This window comes from Pseudomonas sp. CNPSo 3701, assembly GCF_028674975.1.
In the GTDB taxonomy this organism is placed as follows: Bacteria; Pseudomonadota; Gammaproteobacteria; order Pseudomonadales; family Pseudomonadaceae; genus Aquipseudomonas; species Aquipseudomonas straminea.
The window spans coordinates 737,220-751,986 of record NZ_JAQZSI010000004.1; the positions used below are offsets into that span (position 1 = coordinate 737,220).

At 60.4% G+C, this 14,767-nt stretch carries 9 protein-coding genes and 1 pseudogene; all 10 read right to left on the minus strand.

All coding sequences use genetic code 11. The annotated features are described in order from the left end of the window. Nucleotides 1-2: 2 nt before the first annotated feature. Complete coding sequence (locus tag PVA39_RS15770) at nucleotides 3-4,085, minus strand: CHASE domain-containing hybrid sensor histidine kinase/response regulator (RefSeq protein WP_274124838.1); 4,083 nt, start codon at nucleotides 4,083-4,085, stop codon at nucleotides 3-5. Between the two features lie 63 nt (nucleotides 4,086-4,148). Then, a complete protein-coding gene (locus tag PVA39_RS23495; protein ID WP_443200974.1) occupies nucleotides 4,149-5,012 on the minus strand; it encodes a methyl-accepting chemotaxis protein in 864 nt (287 codons plus the stop codon). Beyond that, nucleotides 5,007-5,777, minus strand: a pseudogene (locus PVA39_RS23500) (MCP four helix bundle domain-containing protein); the annotation flags it as partial. The pseudogene PVA39_RS23500 and the gene PVA39_RS23495, both read right to left, overlap by 6 nt. A 56-nt stretch (nucleotides 5,778-5,833) precedes the next feature. Then, entirely contained in the window at nucleotides 5,834-6,892 is a 1,059-nt protein-coding gene (locus PVA39_RS15780) for an HD domain-containing phosphohydrolase (protein WP_274124839.1), read from the minus strand. After that, complete coding sequence (locus tag PVA39_RS15785) at nucleotides 6,882-9,350, minus strand: ATP-binding protein (protein WP_274124840.1); 2,469 nt, start codon at nucleotides 9,348-9,350, stop codon at nucleotides 6,882-6,884. The genes PVA39_RS15780 and PVA39_RS15785 overlap by 11 nt, the downstream gene beginning before the upstream one ends. A 312-nt stretch (nucleotides 9,351-9,662) precedes the next feature. Beyond that, nucleotides 9,663-10,979, minus strand: a complete 1,317-nt coding sequence (locus PVA39_RS15790) for an MFS transporter (RefSeq protein WP_375076403.1) — start codon at nucleotides 10,977-10,979, stop codon at nucleotides 9,663-9,665. 173 nt (nucleotides 10,980-11,152) lie between these two features. Then, nucleotides 11,153-11,791, minus strand: coding sequence for an N-carbamoylsarcosine amidohydrolase (locus PVA39_RS15795; protein WP_274124841.1), 639 nt, complete (start codon nucleotides 11,789-11,791; stop codon nucleotides 11,153-11,155). A gap of 9 nt (nucleotides 11,792-11,800) precedes the next feature. Next, nucleotides 11,801-12,553 (minus strand): maleate cis-trans isomerase family protein, encoded by a 753-nt coding sequence (locus PVA39_RS15800; protein ID WP_093505951.1) that lies wholly within the window; start codon nucleotides 12,551-12,553, stop codon nucleotides 11,801-11,803. Next, a complete protein-coding gene (locus PVA39_RS15805) occupies nucleotides 12,550-13,371 on the minus strand; it encodes an alpha/beta fold hydrolase (RefSeq protein WP_274124842.1) in 822 nt (273 codons plus the stop codon). The genes PVA39_RS15800 and PVA39_RS15805 overlap by 4 nt, the downstream gene beginning before the upstream one ends. Next, nucleotides 13,368-14,516: an FAD-dependent monooxygenase gene (locus PVA39_RS15810; RefSeq protein ID WP_274124843.1), complete on the minus strand. Its 1,149-nt coding sequence runs from the start codon at nucleotides 14,514-14,516 to the stop codon at nucleotides 13,368-13,370. The genes PVA39_RS15805 and PVA39_RS15810 overlap by 4 nt, the downstream gene beginning before the upstream one ends. Nucleotides 14,517-14,767: the final 251 nt, after the last annotated feature.

Here is a 14,767-nt window from a genome sequence, read left to right on the forward strand (position 1 = left end):
TTCTAACGCTCCTTGCTCTTGGCACGGGCCTGGTCTAGCAACACCAGCGCCAACGCGTAATCCAGATTGTCGATTGCCTGCCAAATCTCGGCTACTTGAGAATCGCCTGCCATTTCGCGAATGGCGCTGGCAGCATGGGCAAAGCTGTCCAATGCGGCCATGTCGCGGTTGCGCAATTGTTCTTCAAGCATGACGAGTGCCTGTTGGGCCTGGGTTTGATCGATATCGTCCACTGGCAACGAGGGTGCCTTATCCCGGAGCAGACGGGTGTGACCGTCCAGTTCGGCATAAGCGGCCAACAAGGCCTCGAGCGCAGGTCTTGTCGCCGCATCGGCCGCTCCGTCACGCAGCAATTGCTCTACATTTCCCGCGCGGGCGGCGAGTTCCTTGGCTCCCAGCAACGCCGCGGTCCCACGCAGCTTGTGCAAGCGCGCTACCAACTCATGGGATGGCTGTGACAAGAGACGATGGTCAGCGAACTCCACGAAGTCCGCAAAGAACCGCTTCAGCGAAGACAGGAAAAGAGCCTGATCATCTCCCAGTCGATTCGCGACATCCTGGCCATCAATTCCCGGGATACTTGGCCAATCGTCCGGGCCTTTTCTTGGCGAAGACAGTGCGAGTACCGGAAGCGGGCCCCCACGCTTGCGCTCCACAGCGAGGCGTAGGGCACGAATCAGGGCAGAAGGCTCCAGAGGCTTGGTCAGGAAATCATCCATGCCCGCCGCCTGGGCCTGCTGGCGCTCCTCGGCCATGGCGCCAGCGGTCAGGGCAAGCACAGGCAGGAGAGCCAACCCAAGATCGTCGCGTAGCCTGCGGGTGGCTTCATAGCCATCCATTTCCGGCATCTGCACGTCCATCAGTACGGCATCGAAATGATCGGGCAGGCGCTCAAGACGTTCGAGGGCCTCACGGCCATTGCTGCATGTCTGCACCTGGGCACCTTGCTGGGCGAGCAGCAAGCTGGCGACCTCAAGGTTGATGGCGCTGTCATCGACCAACAGTACCTCCATGCCCTCCAGCCAGCGGGCTACAGAAGTATCGAACTCGCTGGCGAGATTGATCCGCGTGGTATCGCCATCGCGATACACCAGGCACTCATTGACGGCATTGAACAAACGCGCACCGTCCACAGGGCTGGGTACTACTCGCTGCCAAGGCTCAAGGGGTTCGCGTTGCATGGCCAATTGCTGCGTCTGCTCCATGATCAACACCAGCGGCAGCCTCTCGCAGCCACAACGTTGCATCACCTGCCGCAGTAGCTGCGCCTGGTCGAGAGAGGCAAGCAAAGCGTCCGGCAGGCGATGCTCCTGTGTGTCGGGCCGTTCCAGAAGCGCCTGAAAATCGGTCGGACTTTCTACATGAGTCGTGCGCCAACCAAGGTCTTTGGCGATCCGAGTGAGTTGCTGAGCCTCACTCAGACCATCACTGAGCAGCCAGACATCGAGCGCTTTATCTGACCTGGCATGCTCGTCTGACTCACTCGCCATTTGCAGAGGCAAGTCGACAGTGAACTCGCTACCAGTACCCAACTGACTGTGCACGCCCACTCGCCCACCCATTTGCTCGGCAAGGCCCCGTACTACCGACAGGCCCAAACCGGTTCCGCCGAACCGTCTGGTTGTAGAGGCATCAGCCTGCGTGAACGGTGAGAACAACTGCTCGGCAACGTCATGGGCAATACCACAGCCGGTATCAGCGACCGTGATATGCAGCCAGCAGCGAGCATCGCGCTGCTGGTCGCAGTCCAGTGTGACTTTCACGCTGCCTTTAGCGGTGAACTTGAGGGCGTTGCCGATCAGGTTCATGAGGATCTGATTGATTCGCAGCGCATCGCCCAGCAGTAAATTTGGCAGTGGCCCGGCCGTTTCGACGGTAAATTGCAGCCCCTTGAGTTCCGCCTGGGGGGTGAAGAGCTGGACGAGGTCATCCATCAACTGGCGTGGACTGAAAGGCGCATGCTCGAGTTTCATCGCCCCGGCTTCGATTTTCGCGATATCGAGAATATCGTTGATGATGCCCAGCAGCGACCGCCCAGCGATCTGCAATTTGCCAAGCAGCATGCGCTGCTGGTCGTCCAATGGTGTGTTCTGCAGCAGGTGAGCGACACCAATTACCGCGTTCATTGGCGTGCGGATTTCGTGGCTCATATTGGCTAGGAACAGACTTTTTGCAGCGTTGGCAGCCTCTGCCTGAGCTTTGGCTGCGTGCAACTGCTCGCTGCTCTGTAGCCGCTCGGTTATGTCTTGAGCGATGCCCAGATAGCCGCTGAGCTCGCCCGAGTCCATGCGAATTGGCGTCACGACCATAGACACGGGGACCTGAGAGCCGTCCTTGCGGACATAGGTCCACTGCCGTGTTTCGGCCCCTTCCCTGTCAGGCTTGTAGCGAAACACATCCACATCTTCCAAAGGATCTCCATATTCTGCAGCGAGCTCCTCTACGCGCGCGCCTATTTCAGACTGAAGATGAAAGTCGAGAACACTCTTGCGGCCGATGGTTTCCTCTGCGCTGTAGCCAAGTAGCAGTTGCGCGCCGCGGTTGAAGACGATGATTTCGCCCTGCACATCGGTCGCGATGATCGACACTTCCGATGATGCGTCCAGCACCGTTTGCAACAGCCCGGCCACCCGAGACAGTTCGGCCGTGCGCTCGCTGACCTGCTGCTCCAGCTCGGCATTGAATTCCATCAGATAACGCTGCACGCGCTTGCTGTCACTGATGTCGTGCATCATCTTGGCCGCGCCCAGGATCCGACCATCAGCCTCCCTGATGAAACTGCAGGTGATGGTCACGTCGATCAACCGTCCCGACTTGTGCAAGCGCTGAGTTTCCAACGGTGCCCCGCGGTCCCCCCGACCAATGCGTTCGAGCAACTCCTCATCCTCAGCGAGCCTCGAGGCAGGTACCAGCAGAGGTGCCAGCGGTCTGCCCAGCACTTCTGCCTCGGCATACCCGAACATCACCTCTGCGGCACGATTCCAGGTGATTATTCGGCCGTCGAGAGCCTCACCGATGATGGCATCACTGGAGTTCTCCACGATGGTGGCCAAGCGGCCCTGCTCAGCGGCTACTTGCTGCTTGCGTTGGCGAGCGACCAGCAAGGTGCCGACCAGACCGGTCAACAGAATGCTGGCCACCAGGCCAATCAGAAAAAAACGCCCCGGTGGCGTCGGGTCGACAGCATCGACGAAAAGCGGGTGCGCGCTTACCTCGATTCGCCAGAGACGGCCATAGACTTCGCGCTCGAACGAGCGGGTATGCAGCAGCTCAGGCTCGGGGCCGTCTTCCTGGGTCTCGTAGATCAGCTGCTCGCCAGCGGATGCCACATCGTAGAGTTTCAGATGCAGGCGGTGGTCAGGCAGATTGAGGTTGCCCATCACCTCGCGCATGACCAAAGGCGCATAAGTCCAACCAATCGCCATAGCTTCTCGCTGAGACTCGGGAGGCATTTCCGGCGTGCTATAAACAGGCAGCAGGAACAGGAACGAGCTGAGCTTTTGGCCCGCATCCTGAAGAAGCGTTATCGGTGCTGTCAGCGTAGCCTGGCCGTTGCGCATCGAATCGACAGCAGCCCGCCGCCGCAAGGCCTCCGACGCGATGTCCAGCCCGATCGCCTGCGCATTGCGCTCGACAGGATCGATGAACTGAATGATGAAGCGCTCTCCTTCATGCGTCTTGAACTGCTTCACCTTGAAGTCGGGTTGTCCGCCACGGCGTATTTGCGCGACGTATTGAGCTTCATCGGCCGACGCGACGCGACGAATGAAGCCAAAGCCACGGGCGCCCGGATATTCCTTATCCAGGTTACGACCGCGGCTGTAGCGGCGCATGAGATGGGTGCTGACATTGTTCGCATCGAGCATATGCACGGCGCCGCGCATGCCCCTGAGCCGGTATTCGTAGACGCGCAGGCGAGCTAACAGATCGTTTTCCAGCTCTCGGCTGGCATCGGTTAGCGCCCTCACCACATGTTTGTCGACATCCTTGCTCTGCTCACGCTCGATCAGCCAACTGATGGTGATACCGACCGCCAGCACCAAAGCCATCCAGAGGGTGATGCGCGCAGGTGAGGAAACTTTCATTAGCTCGGGACTCTTGGTGGATCGGGTAGCTTGTCGATGGCTTCAGGCCTTGCCTAAGCGTTTCTAGACTTTGAAGCGTGCCACTGTCCCTTGCAGATCGAGCGCCAGATCCGACAGCGCGCGGCTCGCCAGGCTGGCTTGCTCCGAGCCCGCCGAGTTCTGTAAAGAGAGGTCGCGAATGTTCACCAGATTGCGGTCGACCTCTCGCGCCACATGGGTTTGTTCCTCGGTAGCGCTGGCAATCACCAGGTTGCGCTCGGTGATGTTGGCGACCGATTCGATGATTTGCTGCAAAGCGGATCCCGCGCCTTGGGCGACGTCCTGAGTCTGCTTGGCGAGATCATTGCAGGTGTCCATCGAGCGAACCGCCTTGGCGGTATCCACTTCGATGTCACCGATCATGGATTCAATTTCACGGGTGGACTGTTCGGTTTTATGGGCAAGCGCGCGTACCTCATCGGCCACCACCGCAAAGCCGCGGCCGGCCTCGCCTGCGCGGGCAGCCTCGATAGCCGCGTTCAGCGCGAGCAGGTTGGTCTGTTCGGCGATGCTGCGGATGACATCGAGCACCTTGCTGATACCGTTTATCTTGCTGGCCAGCACGTCGACGTTCGACGATGTCGAGCCAACGTTTTCAGCCAACTGCGTAATGGTCGACAGCGTCAGGCGAATACGCTCATCACCGAACTGAGCGATGCGATCAGACTCCTGAGAACTCTTCGATGCGCTCGCCGCGTTATGCGCAACCTCCTCGACCGCACTGCTCATCTGGGTAACAGCGGTAGCCGCCTGATCGATTTCAAGGCTCTGCTGGTGAAGATTGCGCGCAGAGCTTTCCGTGACAGTGGAAAGCTGCTCTGCCGCCGAGGCCAATTGGCTTGATGCCTGGGCAATCTGGCCGATGGTACCGTGCAAGCGTGTCTGCATACTCTGGAGCGCCTTGAGAAGCCGAGCAGGCTCGTCATTGCCTTCGGATTCGATCTGCACGGTAAGGTCACCTTCAGCCACCGAGTCTGCGACCTGCACGGCATCGGCCAGCGGCCGAACGATGCTACGCGTCAACATGGTCGCCAGTATCACGGTAGCGATTGCCGCCAGCGCCATGGCCAACAGTGTTCCATGTTGTGCAACGCTATAAGCTTCACTCGAGGCCTTGGCAGCCGCCGCAGCGCCCGCGCGATTGAGCGCGATCAGCTCGTTCAGTGCAGCGATCATCTCGTCGGCACGCTGATTCAATCCGGAGTGGACGATGGACAGTGCGGCTGAGCGATCGCCTTCTTCAAGATACTTGGTCAGTTGCTGCTGCAATTCGAGGTACGCCTGCTCGGCCATTTCGAAGCGCTGAAACTGCTGCTCCTCCTCTGCGGAGCTGACAAGCTTTCGATAGCCCGACTGGGCTTTCTGCAGTCCTTCGCGCAGTGTCTGGGCCGTAGCGAAGCCGCTTTGCAGCTGCTGCTGATCTTCGCTCAGCAGCAGCCGCAGGGTGGCGGCACGGAGCCGCAGGATATCTTCCGAGACATCACTCAGGGCATTGAGGCTGGGTACCCAGTTCTGCTCGACCTCGCTGGATCGCTGATGCATGACCGACATCTGCATGAGCGCGAAACCGCCCAGGACAAAGACCAGAAGCGCAATAATCGAGAAGCCCAGTGCGGCTCGCGGAGCGATGGAAATCGATCTTGAGTTCATCATCTAATACTCGCGGTAATGGATGGTTCTGCCGGTACTGCTGGTAAATCGGTATCGCGTTACGGATCCCCAAGGCGCTGACGAATCGCTTCGATATCGGGAATCAGGGCCTCCAGAATGACGACGAGAGCAGGGTCGAAATGCAGGCCTGACTGCTCATGGATATGAGCGAGCGCCTGCTCGACCGGCCACGCCGATTTGTAGGGGCGCTCCATTCGCAAGGCGTCATAGACGTCGCAGAGCGCAACGATGCGAGCGCTCAGCGGTATCTGCTCGCCCTGCAGCCGATTGGGGTAGCCACTGCCGTCCCATTTTTCGTGATGATTGAGCGCAATCTCCGCAGCCATCTGCGTAAGCGCCGATGGGTGGTCATCATTGAGTATCGAGAAACCGATGAGCGGATGCTCATTCATGATCAGTCGCTCCTGCTCGTTAAGAGCGCCCGGCTTGAGCAAGATGCTGTCGGGTATGCCGATCTTGCCTACGTCATGCATGGGCGCGGCCTGGCGGAGCAGCTCGACCCAGGCCTTATCCATTCCCATGACACTGGCAACCAGGGCGGAGGTTTCACCGATCCGATTGATGTGATTGCCCGTCTCGTTGTCACGATAGGCTGCGGCACGGGTAAGCGTACGGATTACCGCGCCATAACTCTGGTCAAGCTGGGCCGTGCGTTCACGCACTCGGTCTTCGAGCCCGGCCTTGGCATTCAACAAGGCTGTTCGCGCCTCGCTCAGCGCCAGGTTGCTACCCACGCGCAGGATGATTTCAGGCAGATCAACAGGCTTGCCGATGTAATCGTTGGCGCCCAGCTCCAGGCCGGCACGGCGGTTTTCGGCATCTCCCAGTGCGGTGATGATCATGATCGGGCTGGCACTGCGGTCCCGGTCCGCCAGCTGGCGAAGAATCTCGAAGCCGTTCGGCGCCGGCATGTCGATATCCAGCAACAGGAGATTCCAGGGATTCGCCTTCAGCCAATCAAGCGCGACGGCAGAATCGGAAAAACTGATGGTGTTGCGCAGGCCGAACGCCTTGAGGCTCGACTCCAGCAGACGTACATTGGCAACCACGTCGTCGACGATGACGACACGACAATGGCTGAAGTTCTTAGAGAGCACCGCCCACCTCCTTGTTGGTAAGGGCATCGACTAGCTGCTGGAGCTCCAGCCCATCGATAGGTACCGACAACAGCCCATTCGCGCCGAGCGCCACCATTTGCCTGACTTGATCCTCCCTGCAGAGTAGAACAATTGGCACACTTGAGAGCTGCGGCGTTCGACGGATCTCACCCAGCAACTCGGCTGCGCTCAAGCCACCAAGATCGCCACTGATAAGCACCAGATCCGCACGCTCGCGCAGCAGTGCCTCGAGCAGATCCTGTCCCCGATCAAACTGCTCGAGCGCTATGCCCTGCAGTGCGCTGCGTACCGCCTCAATGTTGGTCCGATCCTGATCACCGAGATAGACACGTATTGCCCTGGCTCGCTCCGGCGCGCTTTCGATATAGAGAGGCAGTTCGATCCAGAATTGACTGCCAACACCGACTTGGCTTTGGAAGCCAAGCTCACCGCCCATCAATCGCGCATAGTCTCTGCAAATGGACAAACCAATGCCCGTGCCTGGTATCGAGGTTTTCTCCTGACCGAGCCGCTGGAACGGCTCGAACAACCGTTCATAGTGCTGCGGCGCAATGCCTGGGCCGGTATCGCTGACCGTCATCCGCACGACACTATCGCGCAGACAGCAACCTAGGCTGACTGAGCCCTGAGTGGTGTACTTGATGGCGTTGGATAACAGGTTGAGAAGCACCTGACGCAAGCGCCGCACATCGGCCCTCACATAGAGTGCTTCAGCTGGCAGGTCCAGTTGCTGACTCAGGCCATTGGCGGTCGTATCGAGTGCCACGAGTTCAGCGCACTCATGCATCAACGCAGTGGCGTCGACCTTGCGCATATCGAGACGAAGCTGTTCGCCTTCTGCCGTCGACCAATCGAGAATGTCACCCAACACCTGGTTCAGGTGGCGACTGGCGAGGAGTATCTCTTCCAGATAATCCTGGCCGCTTTCTGATCGGGTGCCGCCCTTCATTCGGATCAACTGCGCGAAACCCTGTATCGCATTGAGCGGGGTTCGCAACTCATGGCTCATGCTGGAAATGAAGCGCGACTTCGCCAGATTGCCCTGCTCGGCCTCTTGGTTGGCACTGGCCAGGCGAGACGAGCTGCATTCGAGTTTTTCGCCCATGACCAGCACATTGTCGATGATGCCCTGAAGCTCGACGATATTCGTGTCGGGGCGCGGCGGACGCCATTTGCCGGCACCAATGTCCTGGAGCATCGAATCGATGCCGAGGATCGGCGTATTCAGCCTGTCACTGAGGATGCGGATTCGCCCCCACATCATGGCGAAAAACACCAGATAGAACGCTACCAGGCCGGCGATCAGCAGATACCCGATGGTTCGGTACTGACTGGCCAGGGTGTTGGTTTGCTGGAAAACCTGTTGTTGCTCGACAACGGTCAGAAGCTGCCAATTGGTCGCCTTGATCGTGGCCCATGCCGCCAGGTGCTCGTGGCCACTTAGCGAGATGGACAGCACACCACTTTCACGGCCGGCCATTGCCTCGGCCAACGGGCGGGTATCGGCTCGTGCGAGCAAGTTGAAGGCATCGGGAATAAACGAAGGCTCATCCGGCGGTGAGTTGTCTGTCCTGGCGCCCGGCAAGCCGAGATCGGTCTTGCCGTCCTCGGAGAGCGCAATGACTCCCATGTGCTTATCAACGATCAGGGTATAGCCGCCCCAAGGCATATCCAGGCTATTGAGGTGTTCGAGTAGCTTATCGACCGTGATGTCCAACCCCACCACGCCTTCAAGAAAATCGCGCAGGAACACCGGGGCGATTGCCGACAATATCCAGCCCTGCCCGGCCGGATCGAGGTAAACATCCGTCCAGGTGGTTTGCCGCTGAGGATTGTGCGCATCGGTCGCCAGGTAATAGAAATTGAAGGAAGGAATCACGGTACCTGGCTGGAATTGATGCAGCGCATCGATCCACGGGTAACTGCGGCTGTAGTTATCCCAGCTATTGAAGTAGATGCTCGACAACAGGTCGTTGTTACGAACAGTTTCACGCATGAACGGATCCAGCAGTGACAAGCGGGCCACCTTGTGCAGATCCTGCTTCGCCAGCGGTGTGGCATTGGAGTAGAACGAGGCAGAGCCTCCATCATCGTGCTGGCTGTAACGAACGCCACTAGCATTTTCGCTCAGTTTGGCGGGAGGTAATGCTTGAGTAGAGCGCAGCGCGTCTTGCGCGAGAGACACATAGGTATCTGCCAGCTTGGCAATATGGCTGAGTTCGTTTTGCAGAATCTGCGCTTCTTGAGCCGAAGTTGCCTCAAGATTCTCAAGCGCCACCGACCGCAAGTTGGCAATCTGCGCGTCGCGAATAGACGCATTGGTGTGCAGATAAGCCGCAATCAACAGCGTTTCGACCAGGATGAGCGGTATCAACGCCGTTTGAACGAAAAGGCTCCATATCCACGAGCGGATAGTGACCTTCGATTTGCTACCCATGGTGCACGCTCCGCATCAAGCGCGGTCTACGGGACGAGATAGCACTATGCTATTACCTGCCATTCAATTTAGCACTCATCCATTAGTAGTAGTGGCTTCGTGAGGGTTTGATTTGCCGCAGTCGCCCTAAGCCTAGGAGCTATCGATGGTTTACGCACAATTGAATCCCGTCGATATCGTCGCAGTGCCTAGCGCGCTGGTATTGCACCAACGCAGACCGACATACAAACGGGGCAAAAGAAAAATCAGAGGTGTAAAAGCCGGTGGGTGTGAGGCTTCACACCCACCGGCAGCGCCAGGAGAAATGTCCGGCTAGCGGTTGACCAGCTTGGCTGGCAGGGCGATCACCAGCAGGCAGCTGAGAATCAGGCAGCCAGCGAAGAACCAAAGCGCGGCATGACTGGTACCGGTCAGGTCGGTGACCAGGCCCATCAGCGAGTTGCTCACCAGGCCGGCGATGTTGGCCACCGAGCAGGCCAGGGCGAAGCCGGTCGCCGCAGCCGTGCCCTTGAGGAAGGTCGCCGGCAGGCTGAAGAACACCGGCACGGCGCCGATGATGGCCGCCGAAGCGATGGCGAACAGCGTCACGGTCATCACCAGGTTATGGCTGAACAGCGTGCTGCTGGCCATGGCGGCGGCACCGACGATGAAGGGTACGATGATGTGCCAGCGGCGCTCGCGATGGCGATCCGAGCTGGCGCCGATCAGCAGCATGCCGGCCAGCGCCGCCAGGCTGGGGATGGCGGTCAGCAGGCCGATGTGAAAGGTGTCGGTCACCCCGGTGTTGCGGATGAAGGTCGGCATCCAGAAGCCCATGGCGTAAGCGCTGAGCAGGATGGAAAAGTCGATGCCGCCCAGCATCCACACCTTGAGGTTGAAGAAGCCGTCGCGAAAGCTGTGCTTGCTGTCCTTGCCTTCGGCATCGTCGGCTGCCAGGTCAGTGGCCAGCTGCGCCTTTTCCTCGGCACTGAGCCACTTCGCCTGGTTGAAGTGATTGGGCAATGCCCAGAAGGTGAGGATGCCGAGCAGCACGCTGGGAATCGCCTCGAGCAGGAACAGCCACTGCCAGCCACGCAGGCCGTTGACCTGATCGAAGTGGTTCATGATCCAGCCGGAAATCGGCCCGCCGATCACGCTGGACAGCGGCAAACCGATCATGAACAAGGCGATGATGCGCCCGCGTCGGTAGGTCGGGTACCAGGTGGTCAGGTAATACAGCACGCCCGGCAGGAAGCCGGCCTCCGCCGCGCCGAGCAGGAAGCGGATGATGTAGAACTCGGTGGTGGTGGTGACGAACATGGTGCAGGCTGACAGCAGGCCCCAGGTGATCATGATGCGGGCGATCCACACCTTGGCGCCGACCTTCTCCAGCACCAGATTGCTGGGCACCTCGAAGAGGATGTAGCCGACGAAGAACAATCCGGCGCCGAGGCCATAGGCCGCCTCGCTGAATTGCAGGTCGCTGAGCATCTGCAGCTTGGCGAAGCCGACGTTGATGCGGTCCAGATAAGCGGCGAGGTAGCAGAAGCACAGGAACGGAATGAGCTTCCAGGTCACTTTGCGGTACAGCTCGTTCGAGCTGTCGGCAGCACTGCCCATGGCGGTGCTGGTAGCGGGTACGTAAGGCATTGCGTGTCTCCTGGCGGTGACTTGTGATTTTTGTTGAAGCCAGCAGTCGTCGACGCGTTGAGCGTCGCAACGGCGACTTCCCAAGGCAGCGTCAGTGCCATGCATGCATGGCGACCGCCCTCGGTGGGGCGATCAATGGAACAGGCAGCGTACCGCCAGCTCCTTATGGTGAATCAGCGGGCGAGCCGCTGCAGATAGCCGAGTGTTTCCTCCAGGCTGACGACATCGCCGTACTTGCTGTCGATGTCGAACAGGTTGGCCTCGTGGGGCGCCTGGTGGCGATCGCCGACGCACTCGCGCACGACGATGGTGCGAAAGCCATGCTGCACGCCGTCCACGGCGCTCGCCCGAATGCAGCCGCTGGTCGAACAGCCCGCCAGGATCAGGGTATCGACACCCTGGGCATGCAACTGTGCAGCCAGGCTGGTAGCGAAGAACACGCTGGCGTACTGCTTGGTCACCACCTGCTCCCCCGGCAGCGGCGCGACCGCTGCGCAGAACTCGGCCAGCGGGTTGCCCTCGACCATGCCTTTCATCACCGGCGCCTTGCGCACCCACATACCGCCGTCGGCACAATCGGCGGCGTGGTAGCGGATGTTGCTGTGCACCAGCAGGACGCCCAGCCGGCGCGCCGCATCCAGCAACGCCACCGACTGCTCCACGGCGCTGACCACGCCCGGCGCATACAGCGGTGCGCCGGGCGTGGTGTAGCCCTGCATGAAGTCGATCATCAACAGGGCCGGTCGCGCGCCGAAGCCGATACGCTGCCCCCAAACGCCCTGATAATTGTCGCTAAGGCTCTGCGTGCTCATGGTTTCTCCTCAGTAGGCGCCTGACAACAGCGCGCCGGCGCCCGGCACGATCGGTTCCAGGTCCAGCGCCTTGAGCATGCAATAGGTGGTGGCGATGGCTGCCGTGACCACCGGCTTGCCGGTCAGCGCCTCGACCTTGGCCACCGCCGGCAGCGACTGCATCTGCACGCACGCCGACAGCACCACCACATCGACGCCTTCCAGGTTCATGCCGGCGACGATGCCCGGCAGGTTGGCCGGGTCGTGGCGCGCCACCTGCAGGTTGTCGGGGATTTCCAGGGCCCGCCAGTCGACCACCTCGAAGCCTTCTTCGCGGATGTAATCGACCACCAGCTCGGTGAGCGGCTTCATGTAAGGCGCGACGATGGCGATGCGCTTGGCCTTCATCACCTTGAGCGCCTCGACCAGGGCACCGGCACTGGTAATCACCGGCGAGTTGGCGTCGTTATCGGCGGTCACCTGGCGCAGGCGTTTTTCGGACTGGCGATGGTAGCCCAGGCCCATGGCCATGATCGCCACCAGGCAGGCATAGCCGAGCACGTCGACCTTGGCGTCGGACAGCTCCAGCGCGCAGCGATCGGACTCGGCATCCATGGCCGCCAGCTCTTCCTTCTTCACCTGCTTCATGCGCATGCGCGCCGAGTGAAAGGTGAAGCGCTCCGGGCGGATGGCCTGGCGCGCGGTGAGCATCGCCGGAATTTCGGTTTCCATGGTGGTGTTGGAGCTCGGCACGATCTGGCCGATGCGGTAGAGCGTGTTCATGGCAGCACCTCGTGGTGAATGGGTTGCCCGAGGAAATCGCCGAAGGCGGCGAAGAAACCGCCCAGGTCGTCCCAGGGAATCATGTGGCCGGCATCGCTGACGCGCACGATCTGCAGGTCCGGCTTGAGTTCGCGCAGCTCGGCCTCGTCGACCGCCTCGATCACCCCGCCGCGCCCGGCCACCATCAGCAGCGCTGGCTGCTGCATGGCGGGCAGGTGCTGGTGGATATCCACACTGTGAAACTCCTCGAAGGCCTGCACGATGGCCGGCTCGTAGCAGGTGTGCAGCCATTCGGCGCGCAGCTGCAGTTGCTCGGGCGTCCAGCTCGGGCAGAAGGCTTTCATCGCCTCGCCGTCCATGCCCTGCTCCGCCTGGCGAATGGAGTCGACGTACCAGGGCAGCTTGCTCGGATAGTCGCGGCGCCCTGGCCCGGACACCGGTGGGTCGATCAGCACCAGGCGCTCCAGGCCGTCGGCGCCCATCGCTGCGACGCGAATGGCGAAGCGCGCGCCCATCGAGTGGCCGAGCAGGCTGTAACGCTCGAAACCAAGGGCGGCCGCGAAGGCGATGATGTCCGCGGCGCAGGTGTCGGTGTCATACGCCAGCTGCGGCCCGCTGGAGGACAAGCCACGGCCCCGCACATCGAGGATGTAGGTGTCGAACTGGCGGCCCAGCACTTCGCCGACGAAGCCCCAGGTGATCGCCGGGCTGGTGATGCCCGGCACCAGCAACAGCACCGGCCCCTTGCCGCCATAGCGCAGGTAGTGCTGGCGGATGCCGTTGGCCTGTACGTTGCCGCCGCCGATCAGCGTGCTCATGCCGCTACCCCGCTCTTCAGCGGATGGGCATAGACGTCATAGCCGTAGACCCAGGCTGGGTCTTCCTGGGTGCGCAGGAAGGTGTTGGCGTTGGACACCGCCTGCACGCGCGACGCGCGCTCCTTGCGGTTGGCCTCGTAGAGTTCGAACGCGGTGCGGTAGTCGGTCAGCCCGGTTTCCTGCAGGCAGCGGGTGAGCATGGCGGCATCTTCGATAGCCATGCCGGCGCCCTGGGCCATGTGCGGTTTCATCGGGTGGCAGGCATCGCCCAACAGTACCAGCCGGCCACGGCTCCACAGCGGCAGGGGGTTGCGATTGCGCAGCGGCCACTTGGTGATGTCTTCGGTGCAGCGAATCAGCTTCTGCACCGTGGGGTGATAACCCTCGAACGCTGCCAGCATTTCCTCCTGGCTGCTGTCCACGTAATTGCCCTGGAAGTCCCAGGCTTCGTGGGGCACGCCGGTGACGAAGTAGTACTCATCACGCTTGGCGGTGGTGTGATAGACCATCATGTGGCGGTCATCGGTCCACCACTTCACGCAGGGCTCGAACACATCGGCATGACGTACCAGATTCTCGCCACGGATCAACGCCCGGTGCGCGACCCAGCCGCTGTAGATCGGCGCTTCGGCGCCCAGCAACTCTTCGCGGATCTTCGAGTGAATGCCGTCGGCGCCGATCACGATATCCGCCGTGGCCTGGCTGCCGTCGGTGAAGGTCAGGCGCACCTGGTCGCCCTCGTCGACGATGGTCTCCAGCTTCTTGCCGAATTGCACCGAGCCCGGCGCGATGCTGTTGATCTGCAAATCGTGCATGTCGCCGCGGTGCACGGTGACGTAGGCTGCGCCGTACTCGCGCCGTGCGAACTCACCCAGAGGGATGCGCGACAGGTAGTCGCCGCTGATGCCATCGCGGCTGTGCCAGAAGTCCGGGTGCGAGCCCATCTGCTCCAGCGGCTGCTCCAGCCCCATGCGCCGAAAGATCTTCATCACGTTCGGGCCGACATGGATACCGGCCCCCAGACGCGAGAACTCCGGCGACTGCTCGTAAACGGTCACCTCGAAGCCAGCCTGCTGCAGCAAGGTGGCGGCGGCGGCCCCGCCGAGGCCGGCACCGACGATGGCGATTTTCTGCTGAGCGCCCATGGGCATTTCTCCTCTTCTTGGCTACGAAGCGGGACGATGCCCGCAAGACAATTACAGTGTATGCACTATATTTTTAGAAAGTGAAGAGGCTTTCTGGAAAAATATCCGGAGAGTCTTAAAAAGATCTAAAAACACTTATAAGCCACATAAAACGGTATTTGTGCAGATTGGTAACGCCAAAACAGAAAGATTGCCAATCGGCCTGGCATGAGGTTTTATTTAAACAGATAGAGTGAACACTCTATAAAAAT